The sequence below is a fragment of the Umezawaea tangerina genome (genome assembly GCF_003002815.1).
In the GTDB taxonomy this organism is placed as follows: Bacteria; Actinomycetota; Actinomycetes; order Mycobacteriales; family Pseudonocardiaceae; genus Umezawaea; species Umezawaea tangerina.
This window is the reverse complement of record NZ_PVTF01000003.1, coordinates 482,567-501,569: the sequence shown is the minus strand read 5'-3', so window position 1 is coordinate 501,569 and position 19,003 is coordinate 482,567. Positions and strand designations below refer to the sequence as shown.

Below are 19,003 nucleotides of genomic sequence, written 5' to 3'. Positions count from 1 at the left end.
TCGCGATTCCTACCGGACGACCGTATACCGGATGCCGATTCCCAGCAGATGGAACGCTTCGGGTCAGCCGGCGGCGGCCTTGCGCGCCTTGCGCCACTTGTTGTACCGGCGCTTGTTGCGCCAGTAGACGAGCGCGAAGAGCAGTACCGCGATGCCGCCGATCCAGAGCTTCTTCTTGGTGTCGGCCCCGATCGAGCGGTTCTCCTGCGGCGGGTTGAGGTCTGGTCCCGTGTTCGTCGGGTCGACCGTCTCCGTCTGCTGCGCGAAGACGTGCACCCCGTGGTGCACGGCCGGGCTCACCGCGGCTCCCGCGGGCGCCACCAGCGTGAACGCACCGGCCAGCGCGAACAGGAGAGCCACGCACGCACTGGACACCAATCGCCGCATGGTCACCAGGTTAGTCACCGCGCGTCCCGGTTACCACTGTCAGTGGTCACCCGGACCGGTATCCCCTTCACCCCGAGTATCGCCTCCTCTCACCACTTAGGAGCCCCGAAAACGGCCACGGGTACATAGGCGTCCCCAATGGCCCGCGAGTCGAGCACCCGGGTACCCCGATAGGGGGTGCCCGCTTCGCGATCAAGGAACACACCGCGACCGATCGAGTGGTGGACCACTGTGGCATCACCCGGTCGTGAACGCCTTGAGGATGCGTTCGGCCGCGAGGGTCGCGGTGAGTTCGCCTTCCCGAACCTGCCGCTCCAGCTCCGGCGCCAGCGTCCGCACGTCCGGGTGGGCGCGCAACCGCCCGAGCAGCTGGTCCCGCACCATCGCCCACGTCCAGTCCACCTGCTGGCGCCTGCGCCGCTCGGCCAGCTCCCCCGCCCCGGTGAGGGCGGCGTGGTGCTTGCCGATCTGCGCCCACACGTCGTCCATGCCGGCGCCGGTCAGCGCGCTGCACGTGAGGACGGGCGGGTGCCACAGCGCGCCGGGCGGTCGGAGCAGCCGCAGCGCCCCGGCCAGCTCGCGCGCGGCCTTCCTGGCCTCCAGCTCGTGCTCGCCGTCGGCCTTGTTGACCGCGATCACGTCGGCCAGCTCCAGCACGCCCTTCTTGATGCCCTGGAGCTGGTCGCCGGTGCGGGCGAGGGTGAGGAACAGCGAGCAGTCCGTCATGTTCGCGACGGCCACCTCGGACTGCCCGACGCCGACCGTCTCGACCAGCACGACGTCGTAGCCCGCGGCCTCGACCAGGACGATGGTCTCCCTGGTCGCCTGCGCCACGCCGCCTAGCGTGCCCGAGGTCGGCGACGGCCGGATGTAGGCGGCGGGGTCGACCGCCAGCCTGGCCATCCTGGTCTTGTCGCCGAGGATGCTGCCGCCGGTGCGGGTCGACGACGGGTCGACGGCCAGCACGGCCACCCGGTGCCCCTCGCCGGTCAGCTTGGTGCCCAGCGCGTCGATGAACGTCGACTTGCCGACACCGGGCACGCCGGTGATGCCGACCCGGTGCGCGCCGCCCGCGTGCGGCAGCAGCTCGACGAGCAGCTCCTGCGCCCACGCGCGGTGGTCGGCCCTGGTGGACTCGACCAGCGTGATCGCGCGCGCCAGCGTGCCCCGGTTCCCGGCCAGCACGCCCTTCGCGTACTCGCCGACGTCGACCGCCCTAGGCATGGCCGAGCTGGGCGGCCAGCCTGCCCAGCAGGTCCCCCGCCGCGTCGGCGACGACCGTGCCGGGCGGGAAGATCGCCGCCGCGCCCGCCTCGCGCAGCGCGTCGAAGTCCTGCGGCGGGATCACGCCGCCGACCACGATCATGATGTCGTCGCGGCCCAGCTCCGCCAGCTCGTCGCGCAGCGCGGGCACCAGCGTGAGGTGCCCGGCGGCCAGCGACGACACGCCGACCACGTGCACGTCGGCCTCCACGGCCTGCCGCGCCACCTCGCCGGGCGTCTGGAACAGCGGTCCGACGTCCACGTCGAAGCCGAGGTCGGCGAACGCGGTAGCGATCACCTTCTGGCCGCGGTCGTGCCCGTCCTGGCCCATCTTCGCCACCAGGATGCGGGGACGGCGGCCCTCCGCCTCGGCGAACTCCTCGACGACCGCTCGGGTCGCGTCCACGTTGGACACCGCGCCGGACTCCTCCCGGTACACCCCGGAGATGGTCCGGATCTGCGCCGAGTGGCGGCCCCAGACCTTCCCCAGCGCCTCGGAGATCTCGCCGACGGTGGCCTTCGCCCGCGCCGCGTCGATCGCGAGCGCGAACAGGTTCCCCTCGCCCGAGGCCGCCTTGGTCAACGCCTCCAGCGCGGACTCGACGGCCCCGCTGTCGCGCTCCTCGCGCAGCCGCCGCAGCTTCTCCAGCTGCTGGGTGCGCACGCCCGCGTTGTCGACCTTGAGCACGTCGATCTTCTCGTCGAACTCGACCTGGTACTTGTTCACGCCGATCACCGGCTGGCGGCCGGAGTCGATCCGCGCCTGGGTGCGGGCCGCGGCCTCCTCGATGCGCAGCTTGGGGATGCCCGCCTCGATCGCCTTGGCCATGCCGCCCGCGGCCTCGACCTCGGTGATGTGCCCCCACGCGCGGTGCGCCAGGTCGTTGGTGAGCCGTTCCACGAACGCGCTGCCGCCCCACGGGTCGATCACCCGCGTGGTGCCCGACTCCTGCTGGAGGAACAGCTGGGTGTTGCGGGCGATCCGCGCGGAGAAGTCCGTCGGCAGCGCCAGCGCCTCGTCCAGCGCGTTGGTGTGCAGCGACTGCGTGTGCCCCTGGGTCGCGGCCATCGCCTCGACGCAGGTGCGGGTGACGTTGTTGAAGACGTCCTGAGCGGTCAGCGACCACCCCGACGTCTGGCAGTGCGTGCGCAGCGACAGCGACTTCGGTGACTTGGGGTCGAAGCCCTTCACCAGCTTCGCCCACAGCAGCCGGGCGGCGCGGAGCTTCGCGACCTCCATGAAGAAGTTCATGCCCACGGCCCAGAAGAACGACAGCCGCGGCGCGAACGCGTCGATGTCCAGGCCCGCCGCGCGACCGGCCCGCAGGTACTCGACGCCGTCGGCCAGCGTGTAGGCCAGCTCCAGGTCGGCGGTCGCCCCGGCCTCCTGCATGTGGTAGCCGGAGATGGAGATCGAGTTGTACTTCGGCATCTTCCGCGAGGTGAAGGAGAAGATGTCCGAGATGATCCGCATCGACTGCGCGGGCGGGTAGATGTAGGTGTTGCGGACCATGAACTCCTTGAGGATGTCGTTCTGGATGGTCCCGGCCAGCTGCTCCGGCGCCACCCCCTGCTCCTCGGCCGCGACCACGTAGAGCGCCAGCACCGGCAGCACGGCGCCGTTCATCGTCATGGACACGCTCATCTTGTCCAGCGGGATGCCGTCGAAGAGCTGCCGCATGTCGTAGATCGAGTCGATCGCCACGCCCGCCATGCCGACGTCACCGGCGACGCGCGGGTGGTCGGAGTCGTAGCCGCGGTGGGTCGCCAGGTCGAACGCGACCGACAGGCCCTTCTGGCCCGCCGCGAGGTTGCGGCGGTAGAAGGCGTTGGACTCCTCGGCGGTGGAGAACCCGGCGTACTGCCGGATCGTCCACGGCTGGTTGACGTACATCGTCGGGTACGGCCCGCGCAGGTACGGCGCGATGCCGGGGTAGGTGGCCAGGAAGTCGAGGCCCTCGGTGTCCGCGGCGGAGTACACCGGCTTCACGCCGATGCCCTCCGGCGTCTCCCACATGAGCGCGTCGGCGCCCTTGCCCGTGGTCTCGTGCAGCGCCCGCTGCCAGTTGTCCACCGTGGACTCGGCGGGGTCGCCGAGCGGGACGTCGGCGAAGTCCGGGATCATCACGCCACCTCCAGGGCCGCGAAGGTGTGGTCGAGGACGTCCAGTGCCGGACACCCGGTGAACACGAGCTCGTCGACCTCCGCCGGGGACTCCTTGCCCGCCAGCAGGATCCGCTCGGCACCGGCGGCGCGCAACGCCTCCGCCACCGGCACGGCCAGCTCGCCGTAGCTCTTCTCGCTGCCGCACAGGCACGCGATCGCGGCCCCGCTCGCGCGGAACCCGTCGACCACGTCCTGCACCGTCCTCGTGGGACCGGCGTTGGGCGTGTCGATCCCGCCCGCCTGGAACAGGTTCGCCGCGAACGACGCCCGCGCGGTGTGCGCGGCGACCGGGCCGAGCGTGGCGAGGAAGACGGTGGGCCGCCGACCGTGCGCGGCCAGGTGCGCGTCCGAGCGGTCGCGCAGCGCCTCGTAGGCCTGCGCGTACCGGATGACCGGCAGGCCGCCGGTCGGGTCGGCGGGCGCGGGCGGGCGCTCCACCGGTTTCTCGGCCAGGTTCGGGAACTCGCTCACGCCGGTGAGCGCGTCGGTGCGGTCGGCCAGGTTCGCCTCGCGCGCCGCCCACGTCCGCGCCAGCCGGTCGGCGACGAACCCGGACCGCAGGCCCGCCACGACGCCGCCCGCGCGCTCGATCTCCTGGAACCACGCCCACGCGGCCCGCGCGAGCTCGTCGGTCAGCCGCTCCACGTACCAGGAGCCGCCCGCCGGGTCGATCACACCGGCGAGCCGCGACTCCTCCAGGAGCACGGACTGGGTGTTGCGCGCGATCCGCCGGGCGAAGTCGTCCGGGAGCCCGATGGCCGCGTCGAACGGCAGCACGGTCACCGCGTCCGCACCACCCAGACCGGCGCCGAAGCACGCGATCGTGGTGCGCAGCATGTTCACCCACGGGTCGCGCCTGGTCATCATGGCCGTGGACGTGACCGCGTGCTGGAGCTGCGGCGTCGTCGAGCCCGCGACCTCGGTGACCCGCGACCAGAGCCGCCGGGCCGCGCGGAACTTCGCGATGGTGAGGAACTGGTCGGCGCTCGCGGCGTAGCGGAACTCCAGCTGCCCGGCCGCCTCCGCGACGGTCAGCCCGGCGTCGGTGAGCGCCCGCAGGTAGGCCACGCCCGCCGCGAGCGACGCGCCCAGCTCCTGGGCGTCCGAGCCACCCGCCTGGTGGAACGGCAGGCCGTCGACGACGACCGTGCGCAGCTCCGGGAACAGCCTGCGGGACCGCGTGACCAGGTCGAGCAGGGCCGGGAAGTCGGCCTCGCCGCCGGAGCGCGCGAGCACGCCGACCGGGTCCGCGCCGAGGTTGCCGCGCACCTCGCTGGGCAGCAGCGGCCGCTCGTCGAAGACCTTCAGCATCGCGCGACCGGCCTCGGCGAACTCGGCGCCGCCGTCGACCACCACGGGGGCGAGGTCGAGGTAGACGTCCGCGAGCACGTCGTCCAGCGCGGCCGCGGGCACGCCCGCCGAGCCGACCTTGAGCCACAGCGAGCCGACGCCGTTGAGCAGGTCGCCCATCACCGCGTGCTTGGCGACCGCCGGGTCGGGGTGCGCGTGCAGCTGGCGGACGAGCCAGCCGCCGTCCACCGCGCCGTGGGGACTTCCCCCGCGCACGAACGGCGCCACACCGGGGAAACCGCTGGGCGGCGAGACGTCCTCCGCGGTGTAGAGAGGACTGATGGAGATGCCGTCGTAGGTGGTGGAGACCAGGGACTCGAACGGGGCGCCCGATTTCCTCAGGACCCCGTCGACCAGTTCCCGCCAGCGTTCCCGATCAGGCGTCGGGAACTCGGCGGCCAGAGCCAAATCGCCGGACGGTTCCATCATGCTCCGAAGTGTCACCGACAAGGAGTGGGGCGGCTATGTGAGGTTCACCGCCGTGAACGATGCAGTAAGCCTCCCACGCGCCCAGGGTGGCCCCGGCCCCTAAAGAACCCCTAATTGTGCAGAATGGCGCCGTGGAGAACGAGCGGACAGCGCGCTTGATCGGGGAGCGCTACCGGCTGCACCACGTGCTCGGCCGCGGCTCCATGGGGATCGTGTGGGCGGCCCACGACGAGGTCCTGCGCCGTGACGTCGCGGTCAAGGAGGTGCTGCGCCCGCCCGGCACGACCGACGCCGAGGCGGAGGTGCTGCGCGAGCGGACCATGCGCGAGGCGCGCTCGGTCGCCCGCCTCTCCCACCCCAACCTGGTGACGCTCTACGACGTCGTGCAGCTCGACGGCGACCCCTACGTGGTCATGGAGCTGGTGCCGTCCTCCAGCCTGGCCGACCTGATCCGGCAGCGCGGACCGCTGACCCTGGAGCAGGGCGCGGCCGTGGCGGACGCGGTGGCGGCGGCGCTGGAGTCGGCGCACCGGGCGGGCATCGTGCACCGCGACGTGAAGCCGGGCAACGTGCTGATCTCCGACGACGGGCGGATCAAGCTCACCGACTTCGGCATCGCCCGCAACGTCGCCGACGCGACGATGACCAGCCGCGGCATCATGCTCGGCACCCCCTCCTACATCGCGCCCGAGGTGGCCTCCGGCGCGCCCCTGACCACGGCCGCCGACCTGTGGGGCCTCGGCGCCACGCTGTGGGCGGCCATGTCCGGCACCCCGCCCTACGACGGCACGAACGTGCTGCGCACGATCAACGCGGTCGTCCACCACGAGGTGCCCCCGCCGGTCGACGCGGAGGAGCTGGCCCCGGTCATCGCGGGCCTGATGGTGAAGCGGCCCGACGCGCGGATGTCGCTGACCGAGGTGCGCAGGCTGGTCCGGCCGCTGCTGGCCGAGCCCGGACTGGAGCTGTTCCCGTCCAACGAGGTGACCCGCGACCTGCGGATCACCGTGCGGGCGCCGGTCGTGAAGCCGAAGCCGGTGATCCCGTCGGACACCCCGCTGGCCTCCGACCCCGGCCCGCTGCCGTTCCAGGTGTCCCGGCAGCCGACGCGGGTCGTGGAGCCCCGGCGCGAGCCCGCCGTGACCGCGCTGCTCGTCCTGGTCACGGTGCTGGTCTTCGCCACGGCCACCGCGGGCGGGTTCGTCCTGACCAGGTACGTCGCGGGCGCGTCGCTGCTCCCGCCCGCGCAGCAGAGCACGCCGAACGTGCCCGGCATCGGGGAGTCCCAGGAGCTGGTGCCGCGCACGGCCTCGGCGGCCGCCGCGAACGGCGACCAGGGCGCCCGGTTCACCATCAGCGTCGCCCCGGACTGGACCACCTACGTCGAGCAGCGCCAGAACGACGAGCTGCCCCCCAGCACCGTCACCCACCTGATCGCCCCGAACGGGCTGTACGAGGTGGCCGTGCAGCGGTTCGGCGGCTACTACCCGAAGTACCGGATCGGCAACTACCTCAGGCTCGTGCGGTCGCACTGGCCCGAGGAGCACTACTTCTCCGAGCTCAGCCAGGGCCTGCCCGAGGTGCCCGGCAACGACTACGACGTCGAGGCGGTCCAGTTCAGCTACCGCACGGTCGAGTCGGCCATCCCGCTGACCGAGACCTACCCGAAACCGGGCGCGGACCTGCGGCGGTCGCGGTTCTCGCGGATCGTGCCGCACGGCGACGACCTGTGGGTGGTCGAGGTGGTGTTCCCCACCGACCAGGAGGAGACCGGCCGCGTCCGGCTCTTCGACACCATCGCGAGCACGTTCTCCGTGGTGGGCTGACCGCGGTTACGCTCACGCGGTGACCGGGACAAACGACGACAAGACCGCTCCGGACCCGCAGGCCTGCCGGGCCGCGGAGGAGCTGGCGAACCGCACCGGAGTGGCCGAGCACGACGTCGCCGTTGTGCTCGGGTCGGGTTGGCGGCCCGCCGCCGACCTGATCGGCGAGCCCTCGGCGGAGGTGCCGTTCGGCGACCTGCCGGGCTTCGACGCGCCGACCGCCGTCGGCCACGGCGGCACGATCCGCTCGGTGCCGGTGGGCGACAAGAACGTGCTGGTCATGCTGGGCCGCACGCACGGGTACGAGGGCAAGGGCATCGCGAAGGTCGTGCACGGCGTGCGCACCATCGCCGCCGCGGGCGCGCGCACGGTCGTGCTGACCAACGCCGCGGGCGGCCTGCGCCAGGGCATGGCCGTCGGCCAGCCCGTGCTGATCAGCGACCACCTGAACCTGACCGCGTCGTCGCCGCTGGTGGGCGCGCGGTTCGTGGACCTGACCGACCTGTACTCGCCCCGGCTGCGGGCCATCGCCCAGGAGATCGACCCGTCGTTGGAGGAGGGCGTCTACGCGGGCCTGCCGGGCCCGCACTTCGAGACGCCCGCGGAGATCAGGATGCTGCGCACGATGGGCGCGGACCTGGTGGGCATGTCGACCGTGCTGGAGGCCATCGCGGCCCGCGCGGAGGGCGTGGAGGTCTTCGGCCTGTCGCTGGTGACGAACCTCGCGGCGGGCATCACCGGTGAGCCGCTCGACCACCTCGAGGTGCTGGAGGCGGGCGCCGCCGCCGCGTCCCGCATGGGCGCGCTGCTCCGGGAGCTGGTGACCAGGGCATGAGCCTGACCCCGGCCCTGCGCGACGCCGCGTTCCGCTGGATCGCCGACGACCCCGACCCCGCCGCGCGTGCCGAGCTGCAGGGCGTCCTCGCACGGGCGATGGGTGGCGCCCCCGGCGCGGCGGAGGAGCTGGCCGACCGCATGGCCGGGCCGCTCACGTTCGGCACCGCGGGCCTGCGCGGCCCGGTCCGGGCGGGCCCCAACGGGATGAACCGCGCCGTCGTCACCCGCACCACCGCCGGGCTGGCGGACTGGCTGCGCGCGGGCGGGCACACCGGCACCGTGTTCGTCGGCCGCGATGCCCGGCACGGTTCGGAGGACTTCTGCCGGGCCGCGGCCGGAGTGCTCGCGGCGGCGGGCTTCACCGTGCGCGTGCTGCCCCGCCCGCTGCCCACGCCAGTGTTGGCCTTCCTGGTGCGCAAGCACGGCGCGGTCGCGGGCGTGCAGATCACCGCGTCGCACAACCCGCCCGCGGACAACGGCTACAAGCTGTACCTGTCCGGCGGCGGGCAGATCGTGCCGCCCGCGGACCGCGAGATCGAGGCCGCCGTGGCACGGGTGCCCGCCGCGGTGTCGGTGGAGACGTCGGCGGACTGGCTGCCGGTCACCGACGCCGAGGTCGACGAGTACCTGGAACGCGTGTCGTCGCTGCCGAAGGGCACCGCCCGCGACCTGCGCGTGGTGCTGACCCCGATGCACGGCGTCGGCGGCCAGACCGCCGTGGAGGCGTTGCGGCGCGCGGGTTTCACCGACGTGCGGGTGGTCCGGTCGCAGGCCGTGCCGGACCCGGACTTCCCCACCGTGGCGTTCCCGAACCCGGAGGAGCCGGGCGCGGCGGACGAGCTGCTCGCCATGGCCGCGCGGGAGAACGCCGACCTGGCCGTCGCGCTGGACCCCGACGCCGACCGGTGCGCTCTCGGCGTGCGGCAGCCCGACGGCACCTGGCGGATGCTGCGCGGCGACGAGACCGGCGTGCTCCTCGGCTCGCTCGTGCTGTCCACAGTGGACCGCTCCGCGCACCCGGACCCGTTGGTGGCGACCACGATCGTGTCGTCGTCGCTGCTCGGCGAGATCGCCAAGGCGCAGGGCGCCCGGTACGCCGAGACCCTGACCGGCTTCAAGTGGCTGGTGCGCGCGGGCGAAGGCCTCGTCTACGCCTACGAGGAAGCGCTCGGGCACTGCGTGGACCCGGACGCCGTGACGGACAAGGACGGCATCTCCGCCGCCGTCGTCGCCTGCGACCTCGCCGCCACCCTCAAGGCCTCCGGCCGGACCCTGCTCGACGCCCTCGACCAGCTGTCGGTCGAGCACGGCGTGCACCTCACCGACCAGGTGTCGCTCAGGTTCACCGACCTGAGCCGCATCGACGCCCTGATGGCCAGGCTGCGGCAGAACCCACCGGACGGCTTCGCCTACGAGGACCTGCTGCCCGAGGCGGACGTGCTGCGGCTGACGCGGGACGGCGTGCGCGTCGTCGTCCGACCGTCGGGCACCGAACCCAAGCTCAAGGCGTACCTCGAAGTGGTCGAACCGGTCGCGGACGGGGTCGCACCCGCCCGCGACCGGGCCGCGGCACGTCTCGCGGAGCTCAGGACGCAGGTCGAGACCCTGCTCGGCTGAAAGCCACCGCGCGGGCAGGGGTCAGTTGAGCGCGAACACCAGGCAGAGGATCGCGACCGCCAGCGACACACCCGCCACCACGTAAGGACGCCTCGTGGGCGGGGCGATCGGCTGGCGGCGCTCCTCGGTCACCGCGGCGACCGCGATGCGCCCGGAGATGTAGCTCACCGTGCAGAGGAAGACACCCGCGGCCAGGATCATCGTGTTGGTGTCCCACGGGCTGTGGTCGACCGTGGGCCACACGCCCATGAACACCAGCGGCAACCCGATCAGACCAAGGCTGACCGACAGGCCGCCACCCCAGGTGATGCGCTTGCTCCTGCTGCTGGACCTCATGATTGAAGTGTCCATGACCCCCTCCTGTGTGTGCTTACTAGGACGCGCACGGGCCTGAGTGGTTCCACGGCCCGCGTTCTGATCATCCACCACTTGGGGGTGTGGTCGGGGGTGGGGGAGCCCGGCCCTTGTGCGCGTTTCGGGGACCCACCCCCCGCGAAGCCCTGCCCCCGGCGCGCGATTGTTCCAATGATTGATCTTGGTTTGTCAAGACGATAGAGCTGTCTTGACAAACCAAGATCAATCAGGAGGGCGCTGTTTATCGGGGGCGGGAGGGGATCTGGCTTCGCCAGCTATCAGGCTGCGCCTGACCAGGCATCCTCGGCTTCGCCGTCGGACGGGGCATCCTCGGCTTCGCCCTTGGACAAGGCATCCGCGCCTCGCGGCGGACAGGGCATCGGCTGGCGCCGACGAGGCCCCAGGCGCTCCGCGCCGGATGCGCGCTGGCGGGCTGCGCCCGACGGGGTGGGGTGGGTGGGTAGGTAGGTAGGTAGGTAGGTGGCTTGGGTTAGAGCTTGTTCAGGTTTACGGCGTTGGCCATGGCCTGGTAGCCGGCGTCGTTGGGGTGGAGGTGGTCGCCGCTGTCGTAGTCGGGGCGCATGGTGAGGGGGTCGTTCGGGTCTTGGATGGCTTTGTCGAAGTCGATGACGGCGTCGAAGGTGCCGCTTGTGCGGATGAAGTCGTTGAGGGCCTGGCGGGTGGCTTCGAGGGTCGGGTCGTAGATGAGCCAGCCCTTGAAGGGGAGGACGGTGGCGCCGAGGACCTTGATGCCGTGGGAGTGGGCCTGGGTGGTGAACTGGCGGTAGGCGGTGATGAGGGGTGCCGGGTCGGTTTGGTGCGGGGACTGCTGGATGTCGTTGATGCCCTCCAGCAGGATGACCGAGCGGACGCCGGTCTCCGCGAGGACGTCGTGGTCGAACCGCGCCAGGGCGTTGACGCCTGCGCCGCCGCCGTCCAGCAGCAGGCGGTTGCCGGAGATGCCGGAGTTGACGACGCCGAGGCGGCCTGCCAGGCGGTCGGCGAGGAGGTCGGGCCAGCGCTTGTTGGCGCCGGAGGTGGCTCCCGCGCCGTCGGTGATCGAGTCGCCGAAGGCGACGACCGTGCCCGCGGCGTTGGAGCCGCGGACGTCGACGGCGGTGATGTAGTGCCAGGCGGTGGTCTGCTCGTCGTAGCTCGCGCCGGACGTCTCCAGGGCGAAGTCGCCGTCGCGGGTGAAGAACGACGTCTGGGTGGCGAGGCCGTGGTAGGTGACGGGGCCGGACGGGGCCGGGGTGTAGGTGGTGACGAGGAGGTCGGCGTCGCGGGGGACGCGGAGGGAGACCTGGTCGCTGAGGATTTCCGCGCCGGCGGGGATGGTGACGGTGGGGCTGCCGCCGAAGGTGAGCTCGCGCATGGTGCCCGCGACGGCCTCCGGGTAGCCGGCGCGCGCCGAGACGGCGACGGACACGTGGCCCATGAGGACGGGTTGGGGGCTGAAGCGGTTGGAGAGGCGGACGCGGACGGCGGAGCCGCCGACGCTGGTGTGGACGATGTTGCGGATCGAGTAGTCGACGTACCCGTTGCCGACACCGGCGGCGGCCGCACCGCCCCAGGTGCCGACCCAGCCGTCCGGCACGGCGGGCGGACGGGCGCCCGACGTGCCGCCGGACAGCAGCAGGACCGCGGCGAGGCCGATCGCGAGGCGCCTCATCGGTCGATCGACTTCATGCTGCCCTCCGAGTACCGCTCACCCGCCACGGCGTCGGCGGGAACAGCGGCCTCGATGGTGGCGAGCTGTTCGGGCGTGAGCTCCAGCAAGGCCGCGGCGACGTTCTCCTCCAGGTACTTGCGCCGCTTGGTGCCGGGGATCGGCACCACGTCGGAGCCACGGTGCTGCACCCACGCCAACGCGATCTGGCCAGGCGTCACGTCGTGCTGCGCGGCGACGGCCCGCAGCGACTCGACGATCGCCTGGTTGCGCTCCAGGTTCTCGCCGGTGAACCGGGGCTGGGCGATGCGGCGGAAGTCGGTGGGCGCGAGGTCGTCGGTCGACCTGATGCTGCCGGTCAGGAACCCGCGGCCGAGCGGCGAGTACGCGACGACGCCGATCCCCAGCTCACGGGCCGTCGGGACGATCTCGACCTCGATCTCGCGCGACCACAGCGACCACTCGAACTGGACGGCCGTGATCGGGTGCACGGCGTGCGCGCGGCGGATGTTGTCGGCACTGGCCTCGGACAGGCCGAGGTGGCGGACCTTGCCCTGCTCCACCAGCTCGGCCATGGCGCCGACGGTCTCCTCGATCGGCACGGTCCGGTCGACGCGGTGCTGGTAGTAGAGGTCCACGTGGTCGACGCCGAGCCGCTTGAGCGAGTCCTCGGCGGCCGAGCGGACGTAGTCGGCGTCACCGCGGATGCGGGCGTGGCCGTCGGCGTCGCGCTCGGCGATGCCGAACTTGGTGGCCAGCACGACCCGGTCGCGGCGGTCGGCGATGGCCCGGCCGACCAGCTCCTCGTTGGTGTGCGGCCCGTAGGCGTCGGAAGTGTCGAGCATCGTGACGCCGAGCTCGAGCGCGCGGTGGATCGTGGCGATCGACTCGGCGTCGTCGCGGTCGGCGCCGTAGAAGGCGCTCATGCCCATGCAGCCGAGGCCCTGGGAGCCGACCTCGATCGGGCCGAGAGAACGGGTTTTCATCAGTGTCATCCCCCGTGTCAGTGGTTGGCGAGGCGGAGCATGGCGGCCGTGGCGCGGTCACCCGCGGCGGCCGGAACGGCGGCGTCGATGGCGGCGAGGTCGTCGGCGGTCAGCTCCAACGAGGCCGCGGCGACGTTCTCCTCCAGGTACCTCCTGCGCTTGGTGCCGGGAATCGGCACCACGGTCGACCCGCGGTGCTGCACCCAGGCGAGCGCGAGCTGGCCCGCGGTCACGCCGCGGTCCTCGGCCAGCGCCCGCAGCGCGGCCACGCCCGCCATGTTGCGGGCGAGGTTGGCCTGCTCGAAACGGGGCAGCCCGCGCCTCATGTCGTCCTCGGCGAGGTCGTCGAGGGAGGTCACGGCACCGGTCAGCAGACCGCGGCCGAGCGGCGAGAACGGGACGATGCCGATGCCCAGCTCGACGCACGTCGGCGCGATCTCGGGCTCGACGTCGCGGGTCCAGAGCGACCACTCGCTCTGCAGGGCCGCGATCGGGTGCACGGCGTGCGCGCGGCGGATCGTGGCGGCACCGGCCTCGGACAGCCCGAGGTGGCGCACCTTGCCCTGCCCGACCAGCTCCGCCATCGCCCCGACGGTCTCCTCGATCGGCACATCCGGGTCGACGCGGTGCTGGTAGTAGAGGTCCACGTGGTCGACGCCGAGCCGCCTCAACGAGGCGTCGCACGCCTGCCGGACGTACTCCGCGTCACCCCGGACCGGCCGGTCGGGCATCCTGGTGAAGCCGAACTTCGTGGCCAGCACGACCTGGTCGCGCCGGTCGGCGACGGCCCTGCCGACCAGCTCCTCGTTCGCGCCGGAGCCGTACATGTCGGCGGTGTCGAGGAGCGTCACGCCGAGCTCAAGGGCCCGGTGGATCGTGGCGATCGACTCGACGTCGTCGCCCTTGCCGTAGGACTGGCTCATCCCCATGCAGCCCAGCCCCTGCGGGCCCACCTCGAGCGGGCCCAGGAAGCGGGTGGTCATCGGTCTCGTCCCCCAAGGTCGATCGGATGTGCGGCGGGCGCGGCCGGGCGACGGGCGGACGTCGCCGCACCTCCACCATGGCCGCACCGCGACGACGGCGCGAGTCGAGCCGACCGGCTCGGCGCCGTCACGCGGTGGCACCCCTGGCGGTCTGCTCGTCGGCCATGAGCCCCGCGTAGAGGTCGATCTTGTGGTCGAGCACGCCGAGGCACGACTCCAGCTCGGCGATGCGCTCGCGCACGGAGGCGCGGTGGTCGAGCAGGATCTGCTGGCGCGCGCCCCTGGTCACCGGGCCGACGTGCTGGAGCTGCGCGTACTCGCGCATCATCTTGATCGGCATCCCGGTGGTGCGGAGCCTGGTGAGGAAGACCAGCCAGTCCAGGTCCGCGTCCGAGTAGGTGCGCCGCCCGCCCGAGTCGCGTGCGGGCGGGTCGACCAGGCCGATGCGTTCGTAGTAGCGGAGGGTGTCGATCGACAACCCGCTGTGTTCGGCTGCCTGGGCGATCGAATGAGTCACACCACGACCGTAGGAGCTGGAGCGCACTCCAGGTCAAGCCCCGGCGTCACGAGGGCTTGGGCACGGCCCACGCCTCGAGCCTGCTGGCCATGCCGAAGACGTCGGTCTCCTCGCGGCCGAGCGAGCGCACGAGGTTGAGCGCGTCCTCCTCGTCGGCCTCCACCCACCAGCCGTTGATGTCGCAGAACGCCACGACGGCGACCCAGGCCAGCCGCCAGTTGCCCTCGACCAGCGGGCGGGTGCGCACGATCGAGTCCAGCAGGGAGGCGGCCTTCAGCCAGATGGTGTCGTAGGCCTCGACGCCCAGGACGGTGGCACGCGGCCTGTGAGCTGCGGAGTCGAGCAGGCCGAGATCGCGCACCACGAGATCGCCACCGGTCACCGCGGTGGCGAGCACCAGCAGATCACCGGCATCCAGGTAGTTGATCACATTGTCAGTGGACCACAGGGGTACGACAGTTCCGCGCGGATCAGGCGGAACCGAGACGGTCGAGCAGGCCGCGGTACTTGGGCAGCACCCGCTCCAGAACCTCTCCCAGCTGCTCATCCTTGTGCAGTTGGGCCCACCGCTCTGCCAATGCGAGCCTCACCACGTCCTGCTTGGTCCGGCCCTCGGAGCTCGCGAGTTCCGCGAGCCGCCGACTCTCCTCGTCGTTCAGACGCAGGGTCATTGCCATTCCGCCGACGGTACCAATCCGATATCCAAGACACCAGGATTTCTGCTAGCCGGACCGGTTTCTGGTAGTCGGAAGTGCGGGATTCGTTTTATAACAATGTTACGATACGATGTACCCGTGCCTCGACCCAAGACTCACGATGACGCGCTCCGCGTGCGGCTGCTGAACCGCGCGGGCGAACTGCTGTCCAGCGAAGGACCCAGTGCGTTGAGCTTGCGCCGGCTGGCCGCGGACGTCAACACCTCGACCACCGCGGTCTACTCGCTCTTCGGTGGGAAGCCCGCGCTGCTCGACGCCCTGTACGACGAGGGCTTCCGCCGGTTCGGACAACGCCTGGCCACCGTCCCGGAGACGGACGACCCGGTGGAGGACCTGATCCAGATCGCGCTGACCTACCGGGACAGCGCGCTGGAGGACCGCCAGTTCTACGTGGTGATGTTCAGCAAGGTCGTACCGGACTTCATGCCGACGACCGAGACGTACATCGCGGCCTCCGGCACGTTCGTGCCCGTGGTCAAGACGGTCCAGCGGGCCATCGACAACGGCCAGTTCGTGGGCGACGAGGGCCCCGAGGTGATCGGTCTGGCGCTGTGGAGCATCTGCCACGGCCTGGTGGGCCTGGAGCTGCACGGCATCCTGCCTCCCGGACTGGAGATCGCGCCGGTGTTCGAGCGGGCCGTGCGCGCCACCGCCGACGGCTGGCGCAAGCGCTGACGAAGCGGGGTCCGGGGAGGCGGCCGCCGCGAAACCTCCCCGGACCCCTTCTTCGAACTGCCCTATCCGGACAGTCCGCTCCGCAGCGCGGTGATCAGCTCGCCGTCGGCGGTGTCGCCGTCGAGCGACCAGACCATCGCGCCGCCAAGATCGCGGTCGGAGACGTAGCGCGCCTTGCGCCTGATCTCCACGGCGTCGTCCCACGTCCAGTAGGTCGTGCCGTCGAACAGCCAGGCGTGGCCCGCCTTCGGGTCGCGGTAGACCTTGAACTTCGCCAGCTGCCCCTTGAGGGTCTTGTAGTCCTCGATGCCCGCCTCGTAGGTGCCCGGAGCGGGGCCCGTCGAGGTCTGGAACAGGCCGTTGTCCGCGTTGGTCACGCCGGTCCAGCCGCGGCTGTAGAACGGCACGCCCAGCACGACCTTGTTCCGCGGCGCGCCCCTGGTGAGGTAGGCGTCCACGGTGACCTGGGAGCTGAACTTCGAGGCCGACGGGTCGCCCTTGGGCGTCCTGATCGACGACTGCTGGTTCGTCACGGCCTCCCAGGCGCCGTGGTAGTCGTAGCCCTGCAGGGTCGCGAACGTGAGGTTGCGGAACACCTTGCGGGTCTCGACCCCGCGGTCGAGCTGCACCGGGTCGGCCGGGAGGAACGCCGTCAGGTCGTAGCTCTTGCGCGTGGACCGGCCGAGCCGGTCGAGCTGCTTGCGGTACTCGGCGACCAGCGCGGTGAAGTTGACCTTGTCCTCGGGGCGCACGACGTTGCCCGCGTTGCCCTCGCTCGACGGCCACTCCCAGTCGAGGTCGATGCCGTCGAACAGGCCCGCCGCCGCGCCGGGCGCGCCGCCGAGGTCGCCCTTGATCCACAGGTCGAGGCATGACTTCACGCTGGCCGCGCGCGACGCGGGCGTGAGGGCGGCGTTGGAGAAGTACTTCGAGCCGGTCCAGCCGCCGAGGGAGATGTTGACCCGCAGCTGCGGGAACCTGGCCTTGAGCTCCTTGAGCTGGTTCAGGTTCCCGGAGAGGGCCTGCCCCGCGACGTCCGCGACGCCGTCGACGCTCTGCTCGGCGGTGAACGGCCGCTGGTAGTCGGCCCACGGGTCGGCGCTGTAGCACTTGCCGGTCTCGTCGAGGAACCCGAACGCGTAGTTCAGGTGGGTGAGCTTCCCGGCCGTGCCGTTCTTGACCAGGTCGTTCACCAGGAAGTTGCGGCCGTAGCCGCTCCACTGGGTGTAGTACCCCACGGTCCGCTTCGCGTCGCCGTGGCCGTGGCCGTACCCGTTCGCCTCGACGTCGGCGTTCGCCGAGGGCGCGAGCGACGTGGCGAGGGCTCCGACCAGGAGGACGGACAGCCCCCATCTACTACTCGACATGCTGCTCCTAGCAAGGCGGCGGTGACGGCCTGTGGTCCAGACCACGTTAAGACCAAGGTCTAGACCACTTCTACGACCGAACGGCGCAATCCGCACCGCCGCCGCGCCGGGAACGCCTCAGACGGCCCCGTAGAGCCGGTCGCCCGCGTCGCCGAGGCCGGGGACGATGAACCCGGAGTCGTTCAGCCGCTCGTCGATGCTCGCCGTCACCAGCCGCACCGGCAGCCCCGAGTCCTCCAGGAACTTCACGCCCTCCGGCGCCGCCAGCGCGCAGATCGCCGTCACGTCCGTCGCTCCGCGGTCGGTGAGCAGCTTGATCGTGTACGCCATCGACCCACCGGTCGCCAGCATCGGGTCCAGCACCAGCACCGGCCGCCCGGCCAGGTCCGTCGGCAGCGACTCCATGTACGGCGTCGGCTGCAGCGTCTCCTCGTCGCGCGCCAGGCCCACGAAGCCCATCTGCGCGTCCGGGATCAGCTTGTGCGCCTGGTCCGCCATGCCCAGCCCGGCCCGCAGCACCGGCACCAGCAGCGGCGGGTTCGCCAACCGGTGCCCCACCGTCCGCGCCACCGGCGTGTGCACCCGCTCCTCGGCCAGCGGCGCGCCGCGCATCGCCTCGTACACGAGCATCACCGTCAGCTCCTGGACCGCGGCCCGGAACGCCGCGTTGTCCGTGCGCGCGTCGCGCATCGTGGTGAGCCGGGCCCTGGCCAGCGGGTGGTCGACAACAAGCACGTCCATGGGTGGGAACAGTAACCGCCGCAACCCCTCCGCACGACGGATGAGCGCACTCGACGCGCCCCGGCGCCCCTACGATCGACGCCATGGCGGACCACGTTCGGATCGGTGTGCTCGGCGCGTCCACGATCGCGCCCATGTCGGTGATCAAGCCCGCGCGGACCTCGTCGGCGGCGGTGGTGGCCGCGGTGGCCGCGCGGTCGGCGGACAAGGCGCGGGCGTTCGCGGACAAGCACGGGATCGGGCGGGTCCACGACGGCTACGAGGCGCTGCTGGAGGACCCCGCGGTCGACGCCGTCTACAACCCGCTGCCCAACGGGCTGCACGGGAAGTGGACGCTGGCGGCGCTGGCGGCCGGGAAGCACGTGCTGTGCGAGAAGCCGTTCACGGCGAACGCCGAGGAGGCCGCGCGGGTCGCCGAGGCGGCGGCCGCGAGCGGGCTCGTGGTGATGGAGGCGTTCCACTACCGGTACCACCCGTTGGCGGCGCGGATGCGCGAGGTGGTGGAGAGCGGGGAGCTCGGCGAGCTGCGGCACGTCGAGGCGCACATCTGCTTCCCGCTGCCCGTGTTCTCCGACATCCGCTACGACCTGCGCCTCGCGGGCGGCGCGATGATGGACGCGGGCTCCTACTCCGCGCACATCGCGCGGCTGCTCGGTGGCGAGGAACCGGAGGTGCGGTCGGCGCAAGCCCTGCTGCACGGTGCCGGCGTCGACCGCGCGATGACCGCCCAGCTGCGGTTCCCGTCCGGCCACACCGGGACGGTCAGCGCGTCCCTGTGGTCGTTCGGCTCGCTGCTGCGGCTGTCGGCCAAGGCCGTCGGCACGGACGGCGAGATGCGCGTGTTCAACCCGCTCGGCCCGCAGCTCGCCCACCGGCTTTCGGTGCGCGCCAAGGACAACAAGCGGGTGGAGCGGTTCACCAAGCGGTCGACCTACGCGTTCCAGCTCGACGCGTTCACCGACGCCGTGCTGCACGGCAAGCCGTTCCCGACGACGCCCGCCGACGCCGTGGCGAACATGGCCCTCATCGACGCCGTCTACCGCGCCGCGGGGTTGCCGGTCAGGCTGCCGAGCACGGCGTAAGTGCGGACAGGGACCGGTTCGGGCTCCTAGACTCGGCG

General features: G+C 71.8%; 18 protein-coding genes. 5 read left to right on the top strand and 13 right to left on the bottom strand.

The genetic code is table 11. The features are described 5' to 3' along the window. Positions 1-63: 63 nt before the first annotated feature. The 4 genes from CLV43_RS12750 to CLV43_RS12735 form a co-directional block, all read right to left on the bottom strand. Positions 64-360, bottom strand: coding sequence for a hypothetical protein (locus CLV43_RS12750; RefSeq protein WP_106187302.1), 297 nt, complete (start codon positions 358-360; stop codon positions 64-66). A 264-nt stretch (positions 361-624) separates the two neighbouring features. Beyond that, on the bottom strand, positions 625-1,611 hold the full coding sequence (gene meaB, locus CLV43_RS12745; RefSeq protein WP_106187301.1) for a methylmalonyl Co-A mutase-associated GTPase MeaB: 987 nt from the start codon (positions 1,609-1,611) through the stop codon (positions 625-627). Beyond that, a complete protein-coding gene (gene scpA / locus CLV43_RS12740; protein ID WP_425445744.1) occupies positions 1,604-3,775 on the bottom strand; it encodes a methylmalonyl-CoA mutase in 2,172 nt (723 codons plus the stop codon). The genes meaB and scpA overlap by 8 nt, the downstream gene beginning before the upstream one ends. Beyond that, the gene (locus CLV43_RS12735) at positions 3,775-5,595 is read right to left on the bottom strand and encodes a methylmalonyl-CoA mutase family protein (protein ID WP_245886373.1); all 1,821 of its coding nucleotides are present in this window, start codon (positions 5,593-5,595) and stop codon (positions 3,775-3,777) included. The genes scpA and CLV43_RS12735 overlap by 1 nt, the downstream gene beginning before the upstream one ends. 131 nt (positions 5,596-5,726) lie before the next feature. Here CLV43_RS12735 and CLV43_RS12730 point away from each other — a divergent pair, with 131 nt between their 5' ends. From CLV43_RS12730 to CLV43_RS12720, 3 genes are read left to right on the top strand one after another with little or no spacing between them, the layout of a single operon-like run. After that, entirely contained in the window at positions 5,727-7,421 is a 1,695-nt protein-coding gene (locus CLV43_RS12730; RefSeq protein ID WP_106187298.1) for a serine/threonine-protein kinase, read from the top strand. Positions 7,422-7,440: 19 nt separating this feature from the next. Continuing rightward, on the top strand, positions 7,441-8,256 hold the full coding sequence (locus tag CLV43_RS12725; RefSeq protein WP_106187297.1) for a purine-nucleoside phosphorylase: 816 nt from the start codon (positions 7,441-7,443) through the stop codon (positions 8,254-8,256). Further along, complete coding sequence (locus tag CLV43_RS12720) at positions 8,253-9,875, top strand: phospho-sugar mutase (RefSeq protein ID WP_106187296.1); 1,623 nt, start codon at positions 8,253-8,255, stop codon at positions 9,873-9,875. Before CLV43_RS12725 ends, CLV43_RS12720 begins: the two co-directional genes overlap by 4 nt. A 21-nt stretch (positions 9,876-9,896) precedes the next feature. On the opposite strand, the gene CLV43_RS12715 is transcribed toward CLV43_RS12720, so the two are convergent. The 7 genes from CLV43_RS12715 to CLV43_RS12685 all read right to left on the bottom strand — a co-directional run bounded on the left by CLV43_RS12715 (position 9,897) and on the right by CLV43_RS12685 (position 15,061). Continuing rightward, positions 9,897-10,226: a hypothetical protein gene (locus CLV43_RS12715; RefSeq protein ID WP_106187295.1), complete on the bottom strand. Its 330-nt coding sequence runs from the start codon at positions 10,224-10,226 to the stop codon at positions 9,897-9,899. Positions 10,227-10,719: 493 nt separating this feature from the next. Continuing rightward, positions 10,720-11,901 (bottom strand): SGNH/GDSL hydrolase family protein, encoded by a 1,182-nt coding sequence (locus CLV43_RS12710; RefSeq protein WP_106187294.1) that lies wholly within the window; start codon positions 11,899-11,901, stop codon positions 10,720-10,722. Beyond that, positions 11,898-12,884 carry an aldo/keto reductase gene (locus CLV43_RS12705; protein WP_170155819.1) on the bottom strand — a complete coding sequence of 329 codons (987 nt, stop codon included), beginning with the start codon at positions 12,882-12,884 and terminating at the stop codon, positions 11,898-11,900. The genes CLV43_RS12710 and CLV43_RS12705 overlap by 4 nt, the downstream gene beginning before the upstream one ends. A gap of 17 nt (positions 12,885-12,901) precedes the next feature. Next, positions 12,902-13,867 carry an aldo/keto reductase gene (locus CLV43_RS12700; protein ID WP_106187292.1) on the bottom strand — a complete coding sequence of 322 codons (966 nt, stop codon included), beginning with the start codon at positions 13,865-13,867 and terminating at the stop codon, positions 12,902-12,904. Between the two features lie 127 nt (positions 13,868-13,994). Beyond that, positions 13,995-14,384, bottom strand: coding sequence for a MerR family transcriptional regulator (locus CLV43_RS12695; protein ID WP_106187291.1), 390 nt, complete (start codon positions 14,382-14,384; stop codon positions 13,995-13,997). 46 nt (positions 14,385-14,430) lie between these two features. Next, positions 14,431-14,814: a type II toxin-antitoxin system death-on-curing family toxin gene (locus CLV43_RS12690; RefSeq protein ID WP_106187290.1), complete on the bottom strand. Its 384-nt coding sequence runs from the start codon at positions 14,812-14,814 to the stop codon at positions 14,431-14,433. 40 nt (positions 14,815-14,854) lie between these two features. Further along, positions 14,855-15,061: a ribbon-helix-helix domain-containing protein gene (locus CLV43_RS12685; protein ID WP_106187289.1), complete on the bottom strand. Its 207-nt coding sequence runs from the start codon at positions 15,059-15,061 to the stop codon at positions 14,855-14,857. Positions 15,062-15,178: 117 nt separating this feature from the next. Here CLV43_RS12685 and CLV43_RS12680 point away from each other — a divergent pair, with 117 nt between their 5' ends. Beyond that, positions 15,179-15,775: a TetR/AcrR family transcriptional regulator gene (locus CLV43_RS12680; protein ID WP_106187288.1), complete on the top strand. Its 597-nt coding sequence runs from the start codon at positions 15,179-15,181 to the stop codon at positions 15,773-15,775. A gap of 62 nt (positions 15,776-15,837) precedes the next feature. On the opposite strand, the gene CLV43_RS12675 is transcribed toward CLV43_RS12680, so the two are convergent. Both CLV43_RS12675 and upp read right to left on the bottom strand, forming a co-directional pair. Then, the gene (locus tag CLV43_RS12675; RefSeq protein WP_106187287.1) at positions 15,838-17,142 is read right to left on the bottom strand and encodes a glycoside hydrolase family 18 protein; all 1,305 of its coding nucleotides are present in this window, start codon (positions 17,140-17,142) and stop codon (positions 15,838-15,840) included. Positions 17,143-17,259: 117 nt separating this feature from the next. After that, positions 17,260-17,883: a uracil phosphoribosyltransferase gene (gene upp / locus CLV43_RS12670; RefSeq protein WP_106187286.1), complete on the bottom strand. Its 624-nt coding sequence runs from the start codon at positions 17,881-17,883 to the stop codon at positions 17,260-17,262. An 83-nt stretch (positions 17,884-17,966) separates the two neighbouring features. Here upp and CLV43_RS12665 point away from each other — a divergent pair, with 83 nt between their 5' ends. Next, entirely contained in the window at positions 17,967-18,965 is a 999-nt protein-coding gene (locus tag CLV43_RS12665) for a Gfo/Idh/MocA family protein (protein WP_106187285.1), read from the top strand. Positions 18,966-19,003: the final 38 nt, after the last annotated feature.